Here is a 24,066-nt window from a genome sequence, read left to right as displayed (position 1 = left end):
CTCAAAGGAAATGGACGTTTTTACGTATTGTTTTAAAATACTTACCCGATAATGATTCGTTCCTTCGGGTAATGGTACTTCTTCTTCTGTGCAGACCCGCCGATTGAATACAGGAAAGAAATGAGTCCTACACGTCCTACAAACATGAGAACCATAATGACCATTTTCCCGAATGCCGTTAAGTCCCCTGTTATGCCGAGCGACATCCCGCAAGTTCCGAACGCTGAAGTAATTTCAAATATAACTTCCATCATCGTTGCGCGGGATTCTGTAATAAACAATACCATTGCAGCGCCGAGTACCATAATAATCGCAAAAATCAGCACCGCAAACGAACGGTATACATCGATTACATGAATTTCCCGGTTAAAAATTTGAATCTCCGACTGCCCGCGGGAAAATGCGATTAAAAACAAAATGACAATCGCAAATGTCGTTGTGCGAATTCCGCCTCCAACAGAACTTGGTGACGCTCCGATAAACATTAGCGCACTCATAAAGAGCTGTGTCGCTTCGTTAAACGATGTTACGTCAAAGGTCGTTAAACCGGCCGATCTAGTGGAAACCGATTGAAACATGGCCGTAAACGCCGCCTCATGCCATCGCATCCCTTTAAACGACTGGAAGGATTCAATAATAAAAATAACAACTGAACCGAAAATAAACAAGGCAACATACGTGAATGTCGTAACCTTTGTAAATAAGCTAAAGCGAAATGCCGGATCCTTCTTCGTTAAATAGGCCTTCACTTCAATTAATACAGGAAAACCGATTGCTCCCAGGAAAATTAAAATCATACAAACAAATTGGATGAAATAATCGTGGTGAAACGGCTGCAAACTCATTCCGGTAATGTCAAAGCCTCCATTTGTTGTCGCAGAAATAGCTGCAAACAATCCATTGATCGACGCCTCTTCCCATGTCGCAAAATAACGCTTAAAATGAACCGTTAATATAAAGGCACCGGTAAATTCAATCATAAAGAGCAGCTTGGTAATTTGACGAATTAATGCAACAACACCCGATAAATTATACTGATTATGGTCAATCATGATGAGCTGACGTTCACGCATACCGATTTTCTTCCCAAACAACAGCCATAAAAACGTACCTATGGACATAATCCCGATTGCACCAAATTGCAGGATCAGCAAAATCATAGCAAGTCCAAAGCTACTGTAGGTTTCTGCAACAGTAACTGTTGTTAAACCTGTTACACTAACTGCACTAACCGCTGTAAACAGACTATCCAGAAACGATACGTGTACCCCTTCCAAATGAACCCCTGGAAGACGCAGCAGTAAAAAGGAAACTAAAATGGCAACAGAATAATAAGTGATTAAAATTTGGAAAGGCGTAATTTTCCGACTTTCGAACTTTTTTAAAGGCATAGATTGGCCTCCGATAATTAATTACATTTTTTCTAGTATAATTAATAACCTTGAAAATGAAAAGAAGATACTTCTAATAGTTGAAGTATCTCCTAAATCTTTTGTTATTCCGCTTTTGCTTTTTTGTTTTTGTACACACTTACAATATATCCGCCTACAGCAAGTCCAAGGAGCACGACCCAGAAGATGGATTTCCACAATGTCGAATGCGGGAAGTGCGGGTCGATAATGGCCAAGTTCTCATGTCCTAACGCCAATACAGCCAATTTCACACCTACCCAGCCTACAATTAAGAAGGCCGCTGTTTCCAATGTCGGATAGTCGTTTAACAGCTTAACAAACATTTGCGCAGCAAAACGCATAATGACAAGCCCTATAAAACCACCAAGGAACATAACAGCAAATGGACCGGCATTGATCCCGCCAATGTGGTAATCACTAATATGCGGTAATGTCATGGCAATAGCTACTGCTGCAAGCATTGAGTCAATCGCAAATGCAATGTCCGCAAGCTCTACTTTCAATACAGTCATCCAGAAGCCAGAGCCTTTACCTTCTTTGATATCCGATTCCTCATCCTGCTTTTTAAAGTGATTATCGTATAGATGTTTTATGGATATGAATAATAGATACGCTGCACCAAGCGCCTGAATTTCCCAGTATTTCGCTAAGAACGTAATAAGGAACAATGCGATGAACCGGAATACAAACGCTCCGAATAACCCGTAAAATAATGCCTTTTTCTGTTGTTCTTTCGGTAAATGTTTAACCATTACTGCCATTACCACTGCATTATCTGCAGCTAACAGCCCTTCAAGGAATACTAATACAAGTAAGACCCATGCGTATTCTAATAAAATTGCTTCCATGAAATTTCTCCTCCTTATTATTTACTTGTACCCAATAAATTAGGTGTTAATAATATAAATTTGAAAAAATATCCTTTTTGCCAAAAAAGAAAAGACCTCTGCCTATGTAAATAGGCAAAGGTCTTGCTAAGCACATAATGCTATCACACCCGATGGCTCCTAACCATGTAATGACGAATGTGAAGTAAGTACATTTAAATATAGCGCTTATCTAAAACGATAGGCTGCTATTTAAATCTCTTATAGCTACTCCCCTTTGACAAATGTCAATTGGATATTCAATTCAATTCTTATATTGCTATTTTACCGATAATGTCCCGAAAAATCAAACGATTCTTCTATAATTCATCAAAATTTTACATTAACGCGCGGTAAATATTTCTTTTCAGTCTATTTTTTTGCTTCCTTTTCAATCAGGCTGTAAATGATTGGTACGATAAATAACGTTAAAATTGTTGAACTCATCAACCCTCCAATAACGACAACCGCCATTGGCTGATTCATTTCTGTCCCTTCGCCAATTCCCAACGCTAATGGCACCAACCCTAAAATAGTCGTCAGAGCCGTCATTAAAATCGGTCTCATGCGATCCTGCGCGCCAATAATAATAGCATCGTAGATATTTAATCCGAGCTGTCGTTTTTGATTAATATAGTCAATGAGAACAATGCCATTATTCACGACAATCCCTACTAATATAAGGATTCCGATAATAGCTGTGACACCGAGCAATGTATTTGTTACAAACAATGAAACAGCGACACCGATAATCATTAGCGGAACGCTGAATATCATAACAAACGGCAGCTTAAATGATTCGAATTGAGCGCACATAACTAAATAAATAAGAATGACCGCCAGCAGAATAGCCAAAATCATATCTTGTTTTGCACTGTCGAATAGTTCTCGGTCACCGCCAAAAACAACTTTCGATGTTGCAGGAATGCCGTCTTCTTCAATCGCTTCATCCACTTTTCGGGAAATGCCGCTAAGGGATTCGGACGTATTGTATTTTACAAAAACTGCAACGGCCGATGCCTGATCCGATCTCCGAATAGCGGTTTGGGTTTCTTTTATTTCGACCGATGCCAGCTGTTGCAGTTCGACAAATACCCCGGCATTTGTTCGAAGCTTCATCGTTTTAAGTGCTTCTACATCTTCACGGTACGCCTTTCCGAAACCAGTGTATACTCCAAGTACTTCACCATCTTCGGCTATGATCTGTGTTGTAAATGCGCCTCGTGTCATCATATTGACGGTTTGTGCGATTTGTGCGGGCATTAACCCATATTGAAGTGCATCATCACGATTTACTTCAATTTGAATTTCCTCTTTCACTTCATCCAAATCAGTGGTTACCTCAATAACTGAATCAATCTGTGCAACACGTTGCTGAATAGAAGCGACCGTTTTTTTCAGCTGAGGCTCATTGCTGTCTGTCACACGAAATGTTAAAGAGTTCGGTGTTGATCCAGAAGAAGATGACAATGAAAACGTCACTTCTGCACGCTCTCCGATTTCCTGCTGTACTTGTTTTTCAAACTGTTCAACAAACTCAAAAATGGAGCGATCTCGTTCTGATAATTCAACAAGCTTGACTGAAATCTCCCCTTCATTTTGTTCACTAGTACCTCGGGATAAAGATTGCTGATTTCCTCCAATTAAACTGACCACTACATCAACTTCTTCATACTGTTTCGCCATCTCTTCGATTTCCGAAACAATTTGTTCTGTTTTCTCAACAGTTGCACTGTTTGGAAGCTCGACAGACAAGGACACAAACCCTTCATCTGTAGGCGGCAAAAACTCAGTACCTGTTTTATATAATGTAAATCCAGATATACCTACCAAGACGATTGTGATTGTTAAAATAAGGGCCCGTCTCTTTAAACTCCATTTAAGTGCTTTCGAATAATTTTGATACAGCCAAGATTCCTGACGCTTCTTCACTACAATTAAAGGTTTTGTACGTAAGAAACGGCTGGCTAGCATCGGAACAACTGTTAATGCCACAAATAGTGAAGCAATCAAACTAAATGAAATCGTTAACGCGAACTCTAAAAATATTTGACCGATTAACCCGCTTATAAAAATGACCGGGACAAAAACCGCAATCGTCGTGACAGTAGAAGCGGTAATTGCCAAAGCCACTTCCTTAGCTCCATTGACTGCCGCATCTTTAGGATTCTCCCCAAGCTCTAGATGGCGCTCAATATTTTCTATTACAACGATGGCATTATCCACTAGCATCCCGATTCCAAGTGCAAGGGCACCCAGTGTCATAATGTTTAAAGAAAAGTCCGCAAAGAACATTAGCACAAAAGTTACAATGACCGAAAAAGGAATCGCGATCCCAATAATAAGCGGACTTTTTATTCCGGATAAAAAGACGAATAACACAAGCATTGCAAACAGCCCGCCAAAAATAAGCGAGGAGCTAATATTACCAATCGCCAAGCGTACATAGTCCCCCTGGTCAAATAAAATGGTCGCTTCGATTCCATCATATTGGGGTTCATCTAATAATTGTCCAAGCTCCTTCTGAAAAGTTTCGGAAACATCTGCAGTATTTGCTCCAGACTCCTGCAAAACCGAAATGAGTACAGCCTGCTGGTTATTGGCCCTTGTAATTGTGTTCGTTTCCTGCTCTTTTCGTTCTACGTTTGCTATATCCTGAACTTTTATTTCTTCACCTGTTAATGGATTGACAGAAAGCACAACATTTGCTATTTCTTCCGGACTTGTAAACAAGCTGACTACTCGAGTCGTTAACAACTGATTCTCTTTTGTACTTAGCTCTGCACCCGGCATTGAAATATTACTCGCCTGGATAATTTGCATAACATCATTTTGCGTTAAATTATTTTGCTCAAGCTTCTGCGCATCAAGCTCAATCTGTACTTCTTCTACTATTTCACCAGAGACGGTTACACTGGCTACCCCTTCAGTACGTTGCAATTCCTGTTCAAGTGATTCGGCGATTTGTCGGATATCGACTTCTTCACTTTCTGCTGACAATGCCAATTGAATAATCGGAAATTGCGATGGATCAAACTTCAAAAAACTTGGCCTTCCTGCATCTTCAGGAAGTGGGACAAGATCAATACGCTGTAAGATATCCGTTTGAACATCATCCATATTCGTTGACCAATCAAATTCCAATATAATCAAGTTGGAGCTTTCCAGCGATGTCGACTGCACTCGTTTAATCCCCGGTAATGTCGCCAGGGAAGCTTCAAGCGGCTTTGTCACTTTTTCGTTTACTTCTATCGGACTTGCACCCGGATAGCTTGTCACAACAACTCCAATCGGCGGATTTAAATCGGGTATTAACGTAACTGGTATTTTAAATAATGAAACTGCGCCGAGTATTAGCACGAAAATCATTGAAACAATTGTAAAAACCGGGCGTTTTATAGAAAACTTGCTTATATTCATCGGTGGAAAGTCCTTTCATTTTGTCTTTATATTAATTAAAATTCGTGTAGAGCTATCTTTTTCCCTTTTATCATTTGACAAAAACTTACGTTACTACAGCAAAATGTTACAAAAAATCATACAAGGTAGGCAGGTTTTAGCAGTTTTTATTGTAAAATTCAGTGATTTTTTTTGCTGGATTGTCATGCCTACTACATTAGCTACGGGGGTCCATTTATGTGTTTAATTGCATTTTCCTATAAAGTCCATCCATCATATTCACTCATCATCGTTGCAAATCGTGACGAATTTTATGACCGTCCGACAGCAGCCGCCCATTTTTGGGAAGATGAACCTGATATATTAGCTGGACGAGATTTACGACAACAAGGAAGTTGGATGGGTGTGTCGAAAAATGGTCGTTTTGCTGCCATCACAAATTACCGTGATCCGCGTCTTCCTGAAACCGGCCAATTGTCACGTGGAGAAATTGTACGGTTATTTTTAACTTCTACGGAATCGACAGACTCATTTATCCAGTCACTCCGTTCAAAAAGAGATTTGTACGGCGGCTTCAATGTTTTGCTTTATGACGGCGAAGATATGCATCATTACAATAATATTTACGATGAACACCGCATTGTAGAAAGCGGAATTCACGGTGTAAGTAATGCTACTATCAATACACCATGGCCAAAAGTAAATTCGGCAAAGAGTGTACTGGAAAATACATTCGAAAACGAGGCAATCGAAGTGAATACCTTAATTTCGCTATTGGCAAATGACGAAATCGCACAAGATGAAGTATTGCCAAATACTGGTGTAGGTATCCATCTGGAACGGTCTTTATCCGCTCAATTTGTAAAACTTCCTAATTACGGCACTCGCTGCTCAACAGCCATTGTTTTCCACAATAAAGGGGAGATTGATTTTCTTGAGCGGACATATGAGGACGGGAAATATAAATTCGACCGGGCTTACCGTATAGATGCGGGAGAGTGAGTGAATTTCAGCGAGCTGAGGCCGGGGAGGAGTTCTACTTTTCAGGTGAATCGTTCTACTTTTCACCTGAAATATTCTCCTTTTAAAGGCTGGCGTTCTACTTTATATCGCAAGTATTCTAATATCCGGCCTCGGTTCTCTTTTCTCAAGCTTTTGTTCCACATTCGGGGTGAATCGTTCCACTTTCAACGTAAAACATTCTCCTTTTCTCTCTTTACTTCCTACATTTAAATCGGAAATTTCTGATAAATTTCCGGTATCTACTATCACTATATATTAAAGCACAATAAACCCCGGCGATTTTCCTTCACAGAAAATCACCGGGGCTTATAAATATCAGATTATAACAAGCTGTATAAATGAATATTTTCGTTTTTCTCAGAGAACCAGCGCATCGCAAATTCGTTTTCGAATAAGAATACTCTATTATCGAAACGGTCTTTAACAAGCATAGAACGTTGAGAATGCATTGAATCTTTCACATCTTCTTCGTTTTCAATCCAACGTGCAATCTTGCTGCCAATCGGCTGCATAATTACATCTACATTGTATTCGTTAATCATTCGGTGCTGGAATACTTCAAACTGTAATTGACCAACCGCACCAAGGATTACTTCTTCAGTATGCAGAGTTTTGAAGTACTGAATTGCGCCTTCTTGAACTAATTGCAGAACGCCTTTTTGGAATTGCTTCCCTTTCATTACGTTTTTCGCCGAAACTTTCATGAAAATTTCAGGTGTGAATTGAGGTAATTTTTCAAAGTTGAATGTTTTCTTACCGCCGACTACTGTATCCCCAATTTGATACGTACCTGTATCATAAAGACCGATAATGTCACCGGCAACCGCTTCATTTACTGTTTCACGATCATCTGCAAGGAATTGTGTTGACTGTGTCACTTTGAAAGATTTACCTGTACGTGAAAGTGTCATGTTCATACCACGCTCAAATTTACCCGATACAATACGCACGAATGCAATACGGTCGCGGTGTGCCGGGTTCATATTCGCTTGAATTTTAAAAATGAAACCAGAAAATTCGCCATGGTCTACAGGATCGATAAATTGCTCCTCTTCCGTAATACGAGGCTGAGGAATCGGTGCAAATTTTAAATACGTATCAAGGAATGTTTGAACACCGAAGTTCGTTAATGCCGAACCGAAGAATACCGGTGTCAATTCACCACGTGCAATTTTATCTTCCGAATACTCATTGCCAGCTTCATTCAGAAGTTCGATATCGTCAATAGCCTGTGAATAATACGATGTTTTTTTCATATCGTTATCAATGGCTAAATGCCCTTCTTCATCAAGTGGTAAGTAGCGGTCGCCTTCTTCTACACGGAATTGCTCGATACGTTTGTTGTAACGATCGTAAATTCCTAGGAACTCTTTCCCCATACCGATCGGCCAGTTCATTGGATATGCATTAATACCAAGCACTTCTTCCAATTCTTCAATAAGCTCTAGTGGCTCTTTCCCTTGACGGTCCAATTTGTTGATAAAAGTAAAAATCGGAATACCGCGCATTTTACAAACTTTGAATAGCTTTAATGTTTGGGCCTCAATCCCTTTAGCCGCATCGACTACCATGACAGCCGAGTCTACAGCCATTAACGTACGGTACGTATCTTCCGAGAAGTCTTGGTGTCCCGGTGTATCCAGAATGTTTACACGGCAGCCTGAATAATCGAACTGCATAACAGAAGAGGTAACCGAAATCCCACGTTGTTTCTCGATTTCCATCCAGTCAGATGTCGCAAACTTTCCTGACTTCTTTCCTTTTACTGTTCCTGCGTCACGAATCGCACCACCGAATAATAGTAGTTTTTCTGTAATCGTCGTTTTACCAGCATCCGGGTGACTGATGATGGCGAATGTACGACGCGATAATATATCTTGTTCTAAAGTCATTAATTTCGTCTCCTTTTTTCATACTTTCTTATTTTAAAAGACAACAGTCATTTGTTACAACCTTTTTTACTTTGGCGTGCTCATTTTACGTAATCTCCGAAATATTTTGAAGAGCATAAAGCCGATTACAATGGCGATTGCATTTAATAATACATCATCGACATCAATACTACGACCAATAAAATATTGTGTCCCTTCAATAAATAATGGGATGGCAAATGCAACGATATGCATGATGCGCCATCCTCTGTACTTTTTCCATAATAGCGGAATAAAGAAGCCAAAAGGAATAAACAGGACAATATTGCCTGCCAAATTATAAAATGCGATATTTGCCAATGGTCCATTCAATTGGTCATAATACAGCAAAATTGTTTGTAATGGGGTAAAATTGCTGCGCACATATGCGGTCGAAGTATCAAAAATGATCTGTCCATTCGAGATTTGGAAGTTAGGGATAATCGTTTGTGAAAAAATACTGACACTGTAAAAGAAGAATACGAGCATCACCAATTCACGCCTCGCATTTTTTGTTTTATTTTTTATATAGAACATTCGCAATATGCAATAAATCGGGAAGCTCACAGTGCAATATGCAATCATACTAAGTAAAAATGAATGGATCATCTTTGTCACCTCCAAAAAAATCCACCGCTAACGCTTTTACGTTAACACGGTGGATTTGAAAAAATTATTGCATAATCTATACAAATTTTAACTTTCCAGCTTCAATCGCAATTTTCGCATCACTATGCGGATATTTCGTATTTTCGATAATTTGGTAGTCCTCATGACCTTTTCCTGCGAAAATAATAATATCACCAGGATTTGCTACGCTTACTGCATGTCTAACAGCTTCCGCACGGTCACCGATACAGGCATAATTTTTATGTTTCATACCTTTCGCCAAATCACCCGTAATACTGTCAAATTCCTCATAGCGCGGATCATCCGTCGTCAGGACAACATAATCTGCAACAGATGCTTTTTCTGCCATCGTCGGACGTTTCGTTTTATCGCGTCCGCCACCTGTACCAACAAGGAAAATCAATTTATTTTCCGGTTTTTTATATGGCATTGCCGCATTGATCGCCTTTTCAATTGCATCCGGTGTATGTGCATAGTCGATGAACATTTGAATCGGTAAATCTGAATCTACTTTCTCCATACGCCCTTTCACCGGCGGCAGCATTTCAATTTGTTCAATAATGACATCAATCGGGAAACCGCGAGCATAAAATACGGCTGTTGCTGCAAGGACATTGTAAATATTGAATTCACCTAGTAAATGCATTGATACCGGGAATGTACCCTCCGGTGTTTCCATATCAAATTGCGTCATTCCATTTTCATAATTGCAGTTTACTGCACGGAAAATCGCATTATTGTGCAATCCATAAGTCCAAATTGGATATGGTGTCATTTCCGCATAGCGCTCAGACCATGGATCATCAGCATTTAAAACGACATGCTTGTTCTTCTCCAAGTCTTGTCCAAGTTGAGAAAACAGCAAACCTTTTGTGTTGCCGTAGTTTTCCATCGTACCGTGGAAATCTAAATGGTCATGCGTTAAATTCGTAAATACCGCCACATCATAATCAACACCTGCTAAACGGCCTAACGCTAAACCATGTGACGAAACCTCCATCACCATTGCACGGCAGCCCTCGCTTTTAGCACGGAAAATCATCTGTTGTGTATTTAATGAATCACTTGTCGTATTTGCCGATTCATATAGCACTCCATTTAAATTGAAGCCGATTGTTCCCGACAATGCCGATTTTTCGCCAAGTCCGATTAATATATTGTGGATAATTCCAGATACACTTGTTTTCCCGTTTGTACCTGTTACTCCAATCATCATAATATCCTTCGATGGATAATCAAAAAACTTTGCCGCTAAAATTCCAAGTGTACGAGTCGTATTTTTTACGATTATTTGTGCAATTTCTCCATCTAATTGTAATAGACGTTCCGTAACGATTACAGTTGCACCTGCATCAACTGCCTTTTGAGCATAGTCATGCCCGTCCACCGTAAAACCTTTTATACAAATAAATAAACTGTTTGGCTGTACACTGCGCGAGTCAATCGCAATATCGGTAATCAGTTTCGGTAATTGACCTACAACTTTTTTTTGCATCAGTGTACTTAAAAGTTCTTCTGCATACATAATTCTTTCCCCCACAATTGCAATATAATTGCGAATGATAATTTTCTTCTATGTACTAATCATCATACTGTGCATAGAATGAAATTTCCACGCTTTTCATTAACTGTAATGTATCCGTATAAATAAACATGTTTGCAATACAAGGACTTTGGACATATAATACATAAGTTCATTTTTCTCGCTATTGACACAATATACAGGATTTAAGAACTAAAATTATATTAAAATAAAGATTCCACTTTGTTCCCTTATTTAATTTATTTATACGATATATATATCATATCAAAATTCGCCATTTATCGACATCATGAATTACTGTATCATTATAGTTAATATTACTTATCCGAGGTGTTTTATGCAGCAACATGAAATTCTGAATAAGCGAAATTTGCTTATGGTTATTACTTATTTTTTCTCAACGCTTATTTTTACTACTGTCATTGTTACACAGCTGTTCAAGCATCCTTATTCATTTTTAGTTATTAGCATTGGAAGTTGCATTATACTCATTGCTTTGTATTATTTAAAAACGCCTCCAAAAGTACTTCAAATTATTTTGATTTGTACATGGCATATAATCGTATTCCTATTCAACTATCAAAATGTAAATATAATTTCGTTTTATACTTTTATCTGGGTTATAGCGATTTTAACAATTTACCGTTCATATATTATTTCCATCATCAACATAGTACTAGTCTTCATTGAAATTTTTATATTAAATAAATTATCAATGATACCCTATCACAGTTTTAAATCTGAAGATCATCTTTTACTCTTCAGCTTTCTAATTGCTGTCTGCATTATGAGTATTGGTCAAAGCTTTTTAATAAAACAGATTTGGTTAAAGCTTGAGAAAAATGCAATCGACCGTGAATATTATCTGAATTCCAAACATGCATACTTACATTTGTTTTTCGAACAGGCTAATGATGCAATTGCTGTCTTCGATTTGGAGGACCGTGTTATTGCAGTCAATCCTGCATTTGAGAAATTGTATGGTTGGTCTAAGGAGGAAGCATTAGGGCGTGTTTTACCGCTCATTCCCCCAGAAAATGAGGAAGAGTCAAAGCAAAGGAAAGTAGATTTGATGCTCGGAAAAAAATATCGTCTGCATGAAACGACCGATATGAGAAAAGACGGCACTTTTTTTGATGCACAAATTTCATTGTCGCCTATTTTAAGTCCGCATGGTGACATTATCGGATCGTCTGTCATTTCGCGAGACATATCCTATATTAAAGAAAATGAAAATCTGATTTTACAATCGGAAAAGTTAAAGCTTGTCGGCGAGCTTGCTGCGGGTGTAGCCCATGAAATCCGCAATCCGATGACGGTCATTTCCGGCTATGTACAAATGATGAATGAAGATCCTGATTCACCTTACTATGAGTATACAAAGCTCATTCAAAATGAAACAGAGCGAATCGAATTAATTTTATCGGAGTTTCTTGTATTATCTAAACCTCAAGCAAACCAATATGCCCCAATTAATTTGGCGGAAGCTTTATCGGAAGTCGTCCAGTTTCTTCAATATGAGTTCCAGTCAAAAGCGATTTCCTTGAAAATTATTAATGAATTTTTGAACATTACAATTTTAGGAAATAAAAATCAACTAAAGCAAGTATTTATAAATTTATTTAAAAACGCGATTGAAGCGATTATTGAAGATGGTTCTATTACATTACAAGTATGCAAAAGTAAAGATGAGAAGGATATTTATATCCAAATTATTGATACTGGATGCGGTATTCCACAAAATGTACTGAATCGGATATTTGAGCCTTTCTATACGACGAAAACAAATGGAACAGGGCTCGGCATGATGATTATCCATAAAATTGTACAAGATCATCAAGGGACCATCCAAATTAAAAGTAAACAGCATGTCGGTACTGAAATATTATTAACATTTCCGATCATGACAGAATAATAGAAGAAGAAGGCTTTCCTGAGTTTCACTGTTCGGGAAAGCCTTCTTTTTTCTTATTTCATAATTGTTCGAACAAGCTTTACTTTTTGTTTATACGGGGGATATAGTAAACTATTTGCCAGTTTATTAGAACGGTGCATAATCGATTTCGGGTGTGTGAAGTTTTCGAAACTTGCTTTCCCGTGGTATGCTTTCACACCTGAAGGTCCTACTCCGCCAAACGGTAAATGAGTATTGCCGACATGTGTAATAACATCATTTATACAGCCTCCGCCAAACGGAAGCTCTTCTAGAAAGTATGCGATGGCTTTTTCATTTTCCGAGAACAAATAGGCACTTAATGGTTTTGGCAATTGACGAATTTCATGAATTGCTCTTGGTAAATTTTCATATGTCATAACCGGTAAAATTGGTCCAAACAGCTCGTCTTCCATGGAAGGTCGATTCCACGTAATATTTTCCAGCACGGTCGGTTCCATATATAAATCTTCACGGTCTGTCCGGCCACCAAATGTGACAGTATCCCGTTCATTATCTAAAATAGTCTGTAGACGGTCGAATTGGCGTTCATTAATAATACGCCCGTAGTCCGGACTTTGCTGTGGATCATCACCGTAAAATTCTTTAATTGCTTTCTTAAGAAGTCGCGTAAACTTTTTCGCAACGCTTGTATGGACAAGAACATAATCTGGCGCCACACATGTTTGGCCTGTATTATTGAATTTCCCCCATACAATCCGCTTCGCCGCTACATCCAAATCTGCTGTGTGGTCGACAATTGCCGGACTCTTTCCACCCAATTCCAATGCAATCGGTGTAAGACGTTCTGCTGCTGCTTTTGCAACAACCTTTCCAACCGCCACACTTCCCGTAAAGAATATATAATCAAAAGATGCGTGAATTAATGCTGTTACTTCATCCTTTTCACCTTCTACAACACGTACATATTCAGGAGAGAATACTTCTCCCAGAATTTTCTTCACAATAAATGCTGTATTTTCGGCAGATTCCGATGGTTTTACGATTGCTGTATTTCCTCCGATAATCGCCCCGATCAATGGCTCCATAATCAATTGGAATGGATAGTTGAATGGTCCAATAATTAATGTCACTCCATATGGTTCACGTACAACATAGCTTTTTGCGGGCTGGAAATGAAGCGGAGTTTTGACAGGCTGTGGTTCCATCCAGCTATTTATATTTTTTAAAAAATAGGAAATACTATCATAAACAATACCGATTTCAGTTGTGAATGCTTCAAACTCGCTTTTTCTTAAATCCAATGCTAAAGCTTCTATTACTTGTTCTTCATATTTTTTTATTGTTTCTTTTAATTTTACAAGCTGTTCTTTACGAAATTCCACATCTTTTGTAGCGCCCGTAAAATAAAAAGCGCGTTGATTCTCAATCATTTGTTCAACATCATTTGCAGTAAAATTCATTTTTTTCATCCTTCCCGAAATTAATATCCGTGACCTATACAAAACTCCAGCTTCATTCGTCAATGGCTAAGGAAAATAATCATTTTTATTGAATGAAGATAAATGTATGCATAAATTATAGCTGTTCACACATATTAACTATAGTAATAACTACTACAAAGTTTTAAAAATATCCTGCTAAAAAAAGGAGGCTTCATGATTAAATTGTCTTAATTCTTAAAGAAATGTTTATAAATTAAGGCATATGGGAATTTCATAATTAAATTAATAATCGAACATAATAAGTAATGTAAAACAATCGTACAAGGAGGCTATATAAAATGATTATTACTGAAACTTGGTGGGGCGAGATTTTTTCCGGGCCATTATCTATTGGATTAAACGAACAGAAAGTTAAACAACTTGAGGATGAATCATTTTTATACTTTGACGAATTTGTTGCTACTATTCCTAATGAAGAACAAAATACTTAATTTTTAAAAGGACTGTCACAATTGACAGTCCTTTTTAGTATTTTTTTGTGGCATAATGACTATATAATAGTGATTATGACGCTAAGTTCATAGGAGGTTATCCTTATTTTAAATAAATTACTGAAATCTATGTTAATCGCCTTACTTATTTTTGTTTGCGCCGTTTCAGTACAATATATTATAAAAATGAAGAATTCCGATCAGGAAGAAACAATCATTGAAGCAAAAGCATCGATGACTCAGGAGCAATTAAAAACTCACACTATGCTGATGTTGACTGAAATCGTGCTGAAACAGTTTGTTGAAAATATAATGCTGAATATCGAAATTATACCGGTTGATGAGAAACAAAATGTTATCGTCTCACTAAGGGCATCAGAATTTCTTAGTGAAACAACATTGCTGAAAGATAGTTATAACTTACTTAACGAAATCCAGCACGTGGAAGAGATAAATAATATTACATTAAAATGGTTTGTGCCTGTAAAAAATAAAGATACGGAAATTCTAACTGTCACTTTTGATGATGAGGCACTAGTTACTTTCAATGAAATTTCGTATAAAGACATTCCCCAGTCAGCCACACAATATATAAAGCATGAGCATTTGGATTAAAAATCCTTAATATAAAAAGCGGTTCAAACTTTACATAATGTAAATTTTGAACCGCCTTATTTTTATGTCTGTTTATCCCGTTATTTAATCGAATCATTCATTTGCTGTAATGCCTTTTCGACATTTTTTACTGCTGTAATGAGTTCCTGCTCTTGTTTTGTCGTAAAGAGAGTATAGTTTACGTAATCTTCCTTTCCCACTTCGTAGTACGCTACAATTTCATTTAATGCTGTAATTGCTTTTGATGCAGCATCCGCACTTTCAGTTGAAACACGTGGTACAAAAACTTCCATTAAATCTTCGGCTGCTTCTGTTTGTGCTTTCACTGCATATACTTCATTTCCTGCAATGCTCGGTGAAGTAAGTCTGGTATTGGTCATATCCTGAAACATAGTTACAGCTGAAGCAAGTACATTATTTTCCGTCACATCAATTGTCGCAAAATCAGCTTGAAGTGATTTTACATTTGCAACAAGTTCATCAGCTATTTTTTCATAACCTGCTGTCTTCTTTTCAGCAAATAATCCATATGCTATACGTTGAAAGCCTGCTGTGTCCGTTTCTTTTCCTTCAACAATGTCACCGTTTACTTTTTCGTCAAGCTCCTGGAAACTCGGAGTTAGCGGCTGTAGTCTTTCATAATACATCGTTACTAACGGATACAGCTTCTGTGCGTCTTCCAGCTTACCTTCTTTAATAGCAATTGCTAAAAGCTCAGTATCTGTTACAAAGCTGTCCATTTGCCCTGCTGAAAGCGATTTAAACTGCTCTGCTTCTGCACTGACATCAATCGTTGTTTCCTGCTGTTCTACAGGCTCTGCTATTTTTTCTTCTTCTTTTTGCCCACATGCTGCCAATACAGAAACAGCAAGTAAAGCAGTCATTAATTTTTTACTGTTTTTCATCATAATTCACCTCTTATTTTCTAGTTCGACTACTTTTGCATGAACGACGAAACGCTCTTTGTCATTTTGGGATGTCGTGCATGTCGACAATGTAACGATTTTATCGGTAGCCGTTACGTGAACTGGCAAATTTATATCGGAACGTCGCTGAACTTCCTCTAAAAACTGCGTATACGTGTAGTCTGTAAATTGTGTTTCGATATAATAAAAGTCGGTCGTTGTTTCATAGGCGGCAAACACATGCAATGCATAGCGCTTGTCATTTGTTTCATAGTAAAAAACAGGATGGGCTTCTGCATATGCCTGCTCGCTAAACTTAGGCAAATCTCCGAACATCGTACCATTGCGTAAAACATGCCCGTAAAAAATCGTATGCCGGTCTTCCATTACCTCATTTCGAAAATCGGCAAATATGCTCCCGCCGCGACTTTTCTCGTCCGAATAATTATGAGTTAAGTAAAATTCGTTATTATCCCTTTGCAGAACAGGATTATTAAGACGGGTATCCTCCAGTGTGAGCCAGCCGATAATATGATCGTTTTGCTGTTGAAGTGCGGCAAGCTCACTTTGTTCGACAATTTGCTGAGCATTTTCAAGCTCTTTTTCCACTTTCTCATAGCTAAAAAAATAACGGATAATAATCCCTGCACAAATAATCATCACGATGCCGCTTAAAATTTGAACAATTTTACGCATATTAAATACTTAACGGCATCATATATAACCCGAGCTGTTCATCTTCATGAAACACGGAATTGACCCCGTATACGTCCTTAATTACTTCTTTTGTAATAACATCTCGTGGTGCACCTTCAGCGATAATTGTACCGGCTTTCATCAAAATAATGTGTTCGCTGTAACGAATCGCCTGATTAATGTCGTGTAGCACCATAACAATCGTCAAGCCGTACTGTTCATTCAGCTGCTTTACGAGCTCCAGCAGTTCCAGCTGATAGTATATATCCAAGTACGTTGTCGGCTCGTCCAAGCACAGTATTTCAGACTTTTGTGCAAGTGCCATTGCAATCCATACACGCTGGCGTTCCCCACCGGATAGTGCCGATAAATCATTATGCCGTTTTTCAAGCAGGTTCGTACAAGTAAGCGCCCATGTAACTGCCTCCTCATCCTCTTCCGCTCTCTTTTTGAATAATGAAGTATGCGGCATCCGTCCGTACATAACAAGCTTCTCCACCGTCAAATCTGATGGAATATTGTTTTGCTGATATACAATCGCCAATTTCTTCGCAAACTCTTTCGGCTTATATTCCACCAAGTCCCGATTTTCGAGCATCGCCTGACCTTCGAGCGGTTTGTTGTTTCGTGACATGACACTTAGCAAGGTGGATTTTCCGCAGCCATTCGGTCCTATAATTGTCGTCACTTTCCCTTTTGGAATAGCAGTCGATACTGCATTTAAATGACGGGTCGTCCCGTCATGGGAAACGACTACTTGTTTAATTTCCATATTGGTTGTCACTCTTTTCTAAGTAGGAATATGAGGAATGGTCCTCCGATAATGGCCATAATCGTTGATGCCGGTACTTCCATCGGGCTGAACATTGTACGTCCAAGTGTATCGGCCAATAATATAATAAATGCGCCCAGTAGTGCCGTAAACGGAATTAACACTTTATGATCAAAACCGACAAGTCGACGTGCGATATGCGGCACTAAAATTCCGACAAATGAAATGACCCCTGCCACTACAACAGATGAAGCTGCTAACATTACAGCAACCGTCGCAATGAGTATGCGTGCACCTGTTACATTAAAACCGACACTTTTTGCGGTTTTATCAGATAACACGAGCACATTACATGAAGCGTATAAAATAAAAGCAAGAAGTAAACCAATAGAACCATATGTAACAATCAGCGTTACATCATCCCAAGTTTTTAAGGAAAGATTTGATGTAATCGCACCTGTTGCCGAAGCACCAAAGCTGATCATCGCTTCTGTAAGCCCAGAGAACATGGCATTGATCGCAATCCCGACCAAAATTAACTTTAATGGATTCAGCCCTGACTTCCAGGAAAGCAGGAAAACAAAGAAACATGCGAGCGCTCCTCCGATAAATGCTGCTAGTGGTGTGAAGAAAAATAGTGTCGGTACAAAGCTTACGATAAATAATTTTGTAAATGCAGCCCCCGCGGATATTCCGATGAACCCGGCATCCGCTAATGGATTTCGCATAATTGCCTGCAATAAAACACCGGCAACCGATAAAGCCGCTCCGGCAAATATCGCTACGATGATTCTTGGGAAACGCAAATCTTTAATCGCTGCCATATCCGCATTATCGGCATTGAAGAAATTCGTGATAAAGTCGATAAACGACATCTTTATACTTCCTGTTGTCGCTGCGTAAATGATTGTTATAACAAGCAATACAGTGACAGCGATAAAGCTAAAAATTTTTTTGGTCACAGAAAACATCCTTTATATGATGAAAAGCAAAACCTCCCTCAAGACTTTGCTTTTCCAACATTGTTATTGATAACGAGAACGGGGAGTTTATGTCCCGCATATCCTCTTCTCCCTTCTTAAGTCTAGAAGGCAGAGGTCTTATGGATAAAATATTTCTACTAACTCATTGAGAGCTTCCGGTACATTCAATGCGGCTGTCGTCCCAAATAGTTCTTCTTCTAAATCATATACTTGTCCATTTTTGACAGCATTAAAATGTTTCCAAACATCATTTTCGGCAAATTCCTCATCAAACATTTCAATAACTTCAGCCGGCATACCGTGCGATAAACGTAAAATAATGTCAGGGTTTGATGAATATAAATGTTCTGTATTGGATGGCAAGTATTCTGCATCCTGACCAGCCATAACGTTTTCACCGCCTGCAAGACGTACTAAATCACCTGCATATGAATTTTCCGTCGCCACTAAATAACTGCCAGGCACTCCAAGTAAAATGAGTACTCGAGGCTTTTCTTCATTACTTGCTGCAACCTCTACCGCATCAATTTCTGCCTGTAATTCATCATTTAAAGCTTTTGCCTCGTTCACACGGTTGTAGCGTTCACCAATTGCTGTAATTTCGCCTATCATCGATCCAATACTTGTTAAATCAACAAAATCGACCGGAATTTTCAATTGCTCAAATTTATCCTTTAAATCGTATTCCAATGTTGACGCGGACAGCACTTCAGTAGGATTGAGCGATTTAATAATTTCCGCATCCGGATCCATCGCATTCCCGATATTCGGCAGATCGTCAAATCGTGCCGGTAAATCCTTCACCGTATCCGGAATTGCGACCGCATCAAGATCCAGCCGGTCCAGAATTTGTGCAATGACTACTGTTCCAGCGATAATACGATGCTCCTCTTCAACAACCGGGGCCTGTTCTGATGCAGTGTTAACATCTCCGTTAGTGGATGACGCTGCTTTCTGTTCACTATTTCCGCATCCCGCAAGTACCGCCATACTCAATGCGAGTCCGATTAACCACTTCTTCATTTATTTTCCTCCTAGCTGTTTAAACTGAAGTAAAATTTCATCCCGTACTAGATGGAAGTTTAGTTCAATTTAAGCGTAGCGTATTAACTGTCGTTGCTTAAAAATAGGATTGGGGCTGTATTAAAAGCCTCAGCTTTTAACACACCCCTACCTAAAATAGTATTAGCAATGGCTGTTTGTTATAAGCCATTCACATTACATTAAATTATTTATTTAAACCGTCAACAACAGTTAATGTATTGTTTAAGATTTTTGCCATTTGAGAACGTGTTAATTTGTTTTCCGGATTGAATTTCCCTTCAAAACCAGAAATAATACCTAATTTATTTAATTCAGAAATTGCTTTTGATGCTTCAACTTCTTTTGGCATATCAGAGAATTTTGCTGCTTCTCCTGATGCTTTATAGCCGTTTTTCTCTAATAGACGGTAAATCATTAAAGCCGCTTGTTTACGAGTTATATCTTGTCCAGGTGCAAATGTAGTAGCTGTTTTACCGTTAATAATACCGTAACCGTTTAATGCATTGATTGCTGTTTTTGTTTCAGCATCATATTTTGCGATATCAGAGAAATTCGCTTTTGCTGGTACATCCAATTTTAATGCACGGTTTAGCATTAATGCGAATTGAGAGCGTTTCAAGTTGTTTCCAGGGTTGAACTTATCTGCAGCTTTGAAAATCCCTTTGTTATAAAGGTTAATGATCGCATCTTTGTTACCGTTGTTTGCAATATCTTTAAATGGAACAGTTGTTGAGTTCTTATCGCTAAACTTCATTTGGAAGTCATGTGCAGTTTCATATAATACATTCCCATTAAGAACTACTTTTAAATCTGCTGTTGCTGTATAGATTTTTTCTAAATCTTTAACTGATAACGTGTAGATTTTTACTGTATTATTGCCAACTTTTTCTTCTGACTTTAATGCAACTGTTGCGCCCTCAACATCGAAGCCTAATAAGTGTTGACCTTCAGGGAATGTTAATTCTACATCATAGCCCCCTTCAGTTGTTGTCACTGTTACCTCATCGTCTAAATATTTATTATGCATAATAGACAATTCCTGAGTTCCGTTCTTTAATGCTGTAACATCCATTTTTACAGATTCAACAGGCGCAGGTTTTACTTCAGCTTTTGGTAACTCCAGGTCAGCTGTTTCGATAGCGAAACCGAAGTCATACCATTTATCCATCTTCGCTGCAGGAACAACAACATGTACACCTGCTTCATGTAATTCACTAATTGAAGGAATTTCTACTGTATAAACGCCATCTTTTTCGGTTGCTTCTTTACCCGCAATTTTAAATCCAGCTACCATTTCTTTTGAAGTTGCCGCTACAGATACTTCTACAGAATATTTGCCGTCTTTTACGATTAATTTCGCTTTAGGTGTGAAGTGGTTCGTAATTGCTTTGTAGTTACCTACTTTTTCTGAATTATATGCATCCCAAACAATATCGTAAGTACCATCCGCCACCGACTCAAAAGTTTTACCAGGTGTATATACTTTCTCTTCTTTCACTTCTTCAACTGGCTTTGTTGTTTCCGTTACTTCTTTAATTGATTTTGCGTCAGGTGTTAACGTCACTTTATAATCAACCGGATCTTTACCAACGAAAGTAATTGTCATATTTAGAGTAGCTTCTACAGGAGTATAATCTGCAGTTACTGGAATGTTAATGTGTTTTTTACCATTATATTCAGCCATTGCAGGTTGTCCTGCCACTGTTACGCTATTTACCATTGCTAGTACCGCATCTGATAATTCAATATTGATAAATTTTTGACCATTACGCTCAACTAATTCACCTGAAGTTGGGATAAAACGTTTTAGTGCATCTTCCGCGTCAACTTTGAAGTCAATAGTTTTAGTTGCTGTAGAAATTGCCGCTTCTGTTGCCTTCGTTTCTGTAGTTGTATCAGCAGATACTGCCATTGCTGGTACGATAGCTGATGTAGCAAGTAATGATGCTAATACTGCTTTAGTTGCTTTTGATTTGTTAGCCATTCTTTATTTCCCCTATCTGTCTATATAGTTTTTGTTTTCTTAGTGCGAATGAATACAACGGCAGCTATGAAAAATAAAATAATCGCCATTAACGGTAATTCATCGCTCGTCTCTGGATTTTCTACTACCTCAGAATCTTCAGCTTGCTTCGTTTCAGACGCAATTTCTTCATCAGATTTTGTTGAATCATCTGTCTTTGTTATTTCTGTTGTCGCTTGCTGATCGGATGAACCTGTATTCTGCTTTTCAGTTGATGGTGCTGGTGTATTTGAAGAAGTATTACTTCCTGACGACTTTGTCTGTGTTTCCTTAGGTGCCGGAGCTGTTTTTGCCGGTTCCTGCTTTACTGTTTCTTTAGGTTCCTCGACTTTTGCTTCAGGTAACCCCCCGCTATTAAATACAAAATCTACACTATAGCTATGATGGTAATCGATATCATCAATGTCGATTTTCATCGCTATAGTCACTAAATTTGCATTGGAAACAGGAAATTGCACTGTGCGCTGGTCTGCACTTGAGCTGATTACTTTCGCACCACCCGGAGGATTAAACTGTGTAACCCAGCTACTGTTTTTAATCGTAAGCTGCATTGTCATTTTTCCGTTGTTTACAATTAATTTGGCTGGCTTTAAAAAATAGTCATTCGCCATAGATGCCGAATTGCTCCCGGGTTTATTTACTTGATAACTAACATCATATGTACCATCAGCAATTGCTGCAGATGAATTATTCGGTAAAGTAAACGCTACCAAAAAAAGAGCAGCAAAAAATATGAAGAAACTTTTTCTCACACCATTTCTCCTCCTTTTCTATAAATTATTCCAATTCCTAATAGAGAATATTTCTCAATACCACTATATAGCATGCCATAAAATTACCTGTTTCTCAATTGATGATATTCTCATTTATAATAAATTTACTTCTTTTGATGGCAAACTTCATTAATTTGTCGTTTTTGCAACGTAACAAAATATTACATTTCATATATTTCCAATAAAAAGGCAATGCGTTGGAATGGGAGGTATGCCCTGTAGGAAATATAAATATCAAGGGATTCGGGCGATTTCCATTAATAGAAATCGCTTAATAGTTTATCCGAAACATGTTGAATAATTTTAGTATTACCATTATTAATTGTTTTTTATTGCTTGTACTGCTGCACGAATGCCCAGCAAATAGCTTTCTTTGCCAAAACCAGAGATTTGACCTGTCACTATATCCGCAAACACAGATTTTTCACGGAAACTTTCACGTGCATGGATATTGGACATATGTATTTCAACGGTTGGACCTGTAAAAATATCTAAAGCATCTCGAATTGCATAACTGTAGTGGGTCCAGGCACCAGCATTTAGAACAATACCGTCAACTCCGGAAAGGAACGCTTCGTGAATTTTCTCCACAAATTCACCTTCGTGGTTTGTCTGGAAAGTCTCTACTTCAACATTTAGCTCGTTCGCCAGTTCCTGAATCGTTTGATTAATTTCCTCTAAAGTAATCTTTCCATAATGTTCAGGATCGCGTTTTCCGAACATGTTGTGGTTAACACCGTGCAACATTAAAATTTTTGTCATCATTCTTCCCCCTTAAAATAAATATACTTTCGAAAGATATAAGTAATTTAAATCCTAAAGATTCTTGCCATACCATCATACCAATCCCATCGTTTTATATACAACCTGCTTCTTCAACATGAGCTAAAAGAGAAACAAAATCTTCCTTTATGAGGCAAAACGTAATAAACCGAACTTGAAAAGTTATTTTCAAGTCCGGTTTATTAACAAATTTTTAGTTGTATCAGAATTACTTGCTTACTTCTTCCGGATGGAACCCGTCACGCTGTAAATAATTGTCATGAGCCCAAATGTTCAGCTCTTTCTTTTCAGCTTGTTGCTGAATTTCCAAAAGCTCATCTTCCAGAGTATCGTTCGGTTTATTGACATAACGCACTGCTGCCAGACCTTCACTTAATAAAATTTCATGTAAACTAACACCGTCTACAAAAGCATATGCCAATAATCGGTCATATTTATCTGTCTCGGGGCCTTTATCGAATAAAAGTTGAACGGATTCCGCCTGTTCCATCAGTTCGATCGTACGTTCCTTTGCCTCTTCTGCGTATGGCATAGGTTCGCCTTTGTTATAGTTCATTTCAGGAGTGTCAATCATAAGAAGACGTACACGCTCTTTTTTACCATCTATTTCGACATTGAATGTATCGCCATCATTGGCATTCAAATATTTCACGTCGATTAATTGATTGCCTGTTTTGTCCATCGCAACATCAGTTGTAAGTTTGTATTCTGTATTTTGTTCCGTAATGGCAGGGGAAGTTGTTTGCTCTGTATCTTTTTTAGGTTCGCTAAATGCTAAGTATAAACCTACTGCAATAATAATAGTACCGCTCGTAATTAGTGTTTTTACATCTTTTAATTTCATCGTTTATATTAAAAT

The 24,066-nt window shown here is 38.2% G+C and carries 19 protein-coding genes and 1 pseudogene; 4 read left to right on the top strand and 16 right to left on the bottom strand.

Annotated elements, in window-relative coordinates; genetic code table 11:
- Positions 1 to 41: 41 nt before the first annotated feature.
- The 3 genes from AC6CH1_RS01675 to AC6CH1_RS01665 all read right to left on the bottom strand — a co-directional run bounded on the left by AC6CH1_RS01675 (position 42) and on the right by AC6CH1_RS01665 (position 5,698).
- Positions 42 to 1,391, bottom strand: coding sequence for a TrkH family potassium uptake protein (locus tag AC6CH1_RS01675; protein WP_251689644.1), 1,350 nt, complete (start codon positions 1,389 to 1,391; stop codon positions 42 to 44).
- A gap of 104 nt (positions 1,392 to 1,495) precedes the next feature.
- The gene (locus tag AC6CH1_RS01670) at positions 1,496 to 2,260 is read right to left on the bottom strand and encodes a TerC family protein (RefSeq protein ID WP_251689646.1); all 765 of its coding nucleotides are present in this window, start codon (positions 2,258 to 2,260) and stop codon (positions 1,496 to 1,498) included.
- A gap of 390 nt (positions 2,261 to 2,650) precedes the next feature.
- On the bottom strand, positions 2,651 to 5,698 hold the full coding sequence (locus AC6CH1_RS01665; RefSeq protein ID WP_498316181.1) for an efflux RND transporter permease subunit: 3,048 nt from the start codon (positions 5,696 to 5,698) through the stop codon (positions 2,651 to 2,653).
- 216 nt (positions 5,699 to 5,914) lie between these two features.
- Between AC6CH1_RS01665 and AC6CH1_RS01660 the strand changes: the two are divergent.
- A pseudogene (locus AC6CH1_RS01660) lies at positions 5,915 to 6,568 on the top strand (NRDE family protein); the annotation flags it as partial.
- A 452-nt stretch (positions 6,569 to 7,020) separates the two neighbouring features.
- Here AC6CH1_RS01660 and AC6CH1_RS01655 read toward each other — a convergent pair.
- The 3 genes from AC6CH1_RS01655 to AC6CH1_RS01645 form a co-directional block, all read right to left on the bottom strand.
- Positions 7,021 to 8,592, bottom strand: coding sequence for a peptide chain release factor 3 (locus AC6CH1_RS01655; RefSeq protein WP_251689652.1), 1,572 nt, complete (start codon positions 8,590 to 8,592; stop codon positions 7,021 to 7,023).
- Between the two features lie 66 nt (positions 8,593 to 8,658).
- Positions 8,659 to 9,219 carry a VanZ family protein gene (locus AC6CH1_RS01650; protein WP_498316180.1) on the bottom strand — a complete coding sequence of 187 codons (561 nt, stop codon included), beginning with the start codon at positions 9,217 to 9,219 and terminating at the stop codon, positions 8,659 to 8,661.
- Positions 9,220 to 9,295: 76 nt separating this feature from the next.
- Positions 9,296 to 10,765, bottom strand: a complete 1,470-nt coding sequence (locus AC6CH1_RS01645; protein WP_251689654.1) for a UDP-N-acetylmuramoyl-L-alanyl-D-glutamate--2,6-diaminopimelate ligase — start codon at positions 10,763 to 10,765, stop codon at positions 9,296 to 9,298.
- 355 nt (positions 10,766 to 11,120) lie between these two features.
- On the opposite strand from AC6CH1_RS01645, the gene AC6CH1_RS01640 reads away from it, so the two are divergent.
- A complete protein-coding gene (locus AC6CH1_RS01640; RefSeq protein WP_498316179.1) occupies positions 11,121 to 12,698 on the top strand; it encodes a two-component system sensor histidine kinase NtrB in 1,578 nt (525 codons plus the stop codon).
- A 53-nt stretch (positions 12,699 to 12,751) separates the two neighbouring features.
- On the opposite strand, the gene AC6CH1_RS01635 is transcribed toward AC6CH1_RS01640, so the two are convergent.
- The gene (locus AC6CH1_RS01635; protein ID WP_498316178.1) at positions 12,752 to 14,140 is read right to left on the bottom strand and encodes an aldehyde dehydrogenase; all 1,389 of its coding nucleotides are present in this window, start codon (positions 14,138 to 14,140) and stop codon (positions 12,752 to 12,754) included.
- A gap of 320 nt (positions 14,141 to 14,460) precedes the next feature.
- Here AC6CH1_RS01635 and AC6CH1_RS01630 point away from each other — a divergent pair, with 320 nt between their 5' ends.
- Both AC6CH1_RS01630 and AC6CH1_RS01625 read left to right on the top strand, forming a co-directional pair.
- Positions 14,461 to 14,613 (top strand): hypothetical protein, encoded by a 153-nt coding sequence (locus AC6CH1_RS01630; RefSeq protein WP_008403534.1) that lies wholly within the window; start codon positions 14,461 to 14,463, stop codon positions 14,611 to 14,613.
- A 186-nt stretch (positions 14,614 to 14,799) separates the two neighbouring features.
- Positions 14,800 to 15,228, top strand: a complete 429-nt coding sequence (locus AC6CH1_RS01625) for a hypothetical protein (protein ID WP_251689660.1) — start codon at positions 14,800 to 14,802, stop codon at positions 15,226 to 15,228.
- A gap of 80 nt (positions 15,229 to 15,308) precedes the next feature.
- Here the strand turns inward: AC6CH1_RS01625 and AC6CH1_RS01620 are convergent, their stop codons facing one another.
- The 9 genes from AC6CH1_RS01620 to AC6CH1_RS01580 all read right to left on the bottom strand — a co-directional run bounded on the left by AC6CH1_RS01620 (position 15,309) and on the right by AC6CH1_RS01580 (position 24,051).
- On the bottom strand, positions 15,309 to 16,133 hold the full coding sequence (locus tag AC6CH1_RS01620) for an imelysin family protein (RefSeq protein ID WP_498316177.1): 825 nt from the start codon (positions 16,131 to 16,133) through the stop codon (positions 15,309 to 15,311).
- Positions 16,134 to 16,139: 6 nt separating this feature from the next.
- Positions 16,140 to 16,829 carry a class B sortase gene (gene srtB / locus AC6CH1_RS01615; protein WP_427711156.1) on the bottom strand — a complete coding sequence of 230 codons (690 nt, stop codon included), beginning with the start codon at positions 16,827 to 16,829 and terminating at the stop codon, positions 16,140 to 16,142.
- A gap of 1 nt (position 16,830) precedes the next feature.
- The gene (locus tag AC6CH1_RS01610) at positions 16,831 to 17,601 is read right to left on the bottom strand and encodes an ABC transporter ATP-binding protein (protein WP_498316176.1); all 771 of its coding nucleotides are present in this window, start codon (positions 17,599 to 17,601) and stop codon (positions 16,831 to 16,833) included.
- An 8-nt stretch (positions 17,602 to 17,609) separates the two neighbouring features.
- Positions 17,610 to 18,563 (bottom strand): FecCD family ABC transporter permease, encoded by a 954-nt coding sequence (locus AC6CH1_RS01605; protein WP_251689668.1) that lies wholly within the window; start codon positions 18,561 to 18,563, stop codon positions 17,610 to 17,612.
- Positions 18,564 to 18,701: 138 nt separating this feature from the next.
- Positions 18,702 to 19,607 (bottom strand): heme ABC transporter substrate-binding protein IsdE, encoded by a 906-nt coding sequence (gene isdE / locus AC6CH1_RS01600; RefSeq protein WP_498316175.1) that lies wholly within the window; start codon positions 19,605 to 19,607, stop codon positions 18,702 to 18,704.
- 205 nt (positions 19,608 to 19,812) lie between these two features.
- The gene (locus tag AC6CH1_RS01595) at positions 19,813 to 21,612 is read right to left on the bottom strand and encodes an S-layer homology domain-containing protein (RefSeq protein WP_498316174.1); all 1,800 of its coding nucleotides are present in this window, start codon (positions 21,610 to 21,612) and stop codon (positions 19,813 to 19,815) included.
- A gap of 20 nt (positions 21,613 to 21,632) precedes the next feature.
- A complete protein-coding gene (locus AC6CH1_RS01590) occupies positions 21,633 to 22,403 on the bottom strand; it encodes an NEAT domain-containing protein (RefSeq protein WP_498316173.1) in 771 nt (256 codons plus the stop codon).
- Between the two features lie 339 nt (positions 22,404 to 22,742).
- Positions 22,743 to 23,186, bottom strand: coding sequence for a type II 3-dehydroquinate dehydratase (gene aroQ, locus AC6CH1_RS01585; protein ID WP_498316172.1), 444 nt, complete (start codon positions 23,184 to 23,186; stop codon positions 22,743 to 22,745).
- Between the two features lie 229 nt (positions 23,187 to 23,415).
- On the bottom strand, positions 23,416 to 24,051 hold the full coding sequence (locus AC6CH1_RS01580; RefSeq protein ID WP_251689679.1) for a thermonuclease family protein: 636 nt from the start codon (positions 24,049 to 24,051) through the stop codon (positions 23,416 to 23,418).
- Positions 24,052 to 24,066 lie beyond the last annotated feature (15 nt).

This window comes from Solibacillus sp. GQ1, assembly GCF_059758555.1.
This window is presented reverse-complemented; position numbering and strand designations above follow the sequence as displayed.

What these genes read in the sequence shown, in the direction of transcription:
- AC6CH1_RS01675 (WP_251689644.1), bottom strand. Translation starts at nt 1,391, where the DNA reads ATGCCTTTAAAAAAGTTCGAAAGTCGGAAAATTACGCCTTTCCAAATT.
- AC6CH1_RS01670 (WP_251689646.1), bottom strand. Translation starts at nt 2,260, where the DNA reads ATGGAAGCAATTTTATTAGAATACGCATGGGTCTTACTTGTATTAGTA.
- AC6CH1_RS01665 (WP_498316181.1), bottom strand. Translation starts at nt 5,698, where the DNA reads ATGAATATAAGCAAGTTTTCTATAAAACGCCCGGTTTTTACAATTGTT.
- AC6CH1_RS01655 (WP_251689652.1), bottom strand. Translation starts at nt 8,592, where the DNA reads ATGACTTTAGAACAAGATATATTATCGCGTCGTACATTCGCCATCATC.
- AC6CH1_RS01650 (WP_498316180.1), bottom strand. Translation starts at nt 9,219, where the DNA reads ATGATCCATTCATTTTTACTTAGTATGATTGCATATTGCACTGTGAGC.
- AC6CH1_RS01645 (WP_251689654.1), bottom strand. Translation starts at nt 10,765, where the DNA reads ATGTATGCAGAAGAACTTTTAAGTACACTGATGCAAAAAAAAGTTGTA.
- AC6CH1_RS01640 (WP_498316179.1), top strand. Translation starts at nt 11,121, where the DNA reads ATGCAGCAACATGAAATTCTGAATAAGCGAAATTTGCTTATGGTTATT.
- AC6CH1_RS01635 (WP_498316178.1), bottom strand. Translation starts at nt 14,140, where the DNA reads ATGAATTTTACTGCAAATGATGTTGAACAAATGATTGAGAATCAACGC.
- AC6CH1_RS01630 (WP_008403534.1), top strand. Translation starts at nt 14,461, where the DNA reads ATGATTATTACTGAAACTTGGTGGGGCGAGATTTTTTCCGGGCCATTA.
- AC6CH1_RS01625 (WP_251689660.1), top strand. Translation starts at nt 14,800, where the DNA reads ATGAAGAATTCCGATCAGGAAGAAACAATCATTGAAGCAAAAGCATCG.
- AC6CH1_RS01620 (WP_498316177.1), bottom strand. Translation starts at nt 16,133, where the DNA reads ATGAAAAACAGTAAAAAATTAATGACTGCTTTACTTGCTGTTTCTGTA.
- srtB (WP_427711156.1), bottom strand. Translation starts at nt 16,829, where the DNA reads ATGCGTAAAATTGTTCAAATTTTAAGCGGCATCGTGATGATTATTTGT.
- AC6CH1_RS01610 (WP_498316176.1), bottom strand. Translation starts at nt 17,601, where the DNA reads ATGGAAATTAAACAAGTAGTCGTTTCCCATGACGGGACGACCCGTCAT.
- isdE (WP_498316175.1), bottom strand. Translation starts at nt 19,607, where the DNA reads ATGAAGAAGTGGTTAATCGGACTCGCATTGAGTATGGCGGTACTTGCG.
- AC6CH1_RS01595 (WP_498316174.1), bottom strand. Translation starts at nt 21,612, where the DNA reads ATGGCTAACAAATCAAAAGCAACTAAAGCAGTATTAGCATCATTACTT.
- aroQ (WP_498316172.1), bottom strand. Translation starts at nt 23,186, where the DNA reads ATGACAAAAATTTTAATGTTGCACGGTGTTAACCACAACATGTTCGGA.
- AC6CH1_RS01580 (WP_251689679.1), bottom strand. Translation starts at nt 24,051, where the DNA reads ATGAAATTAAAAGATGTAAAAACACTAATTACGAGCGGTACTATTATT.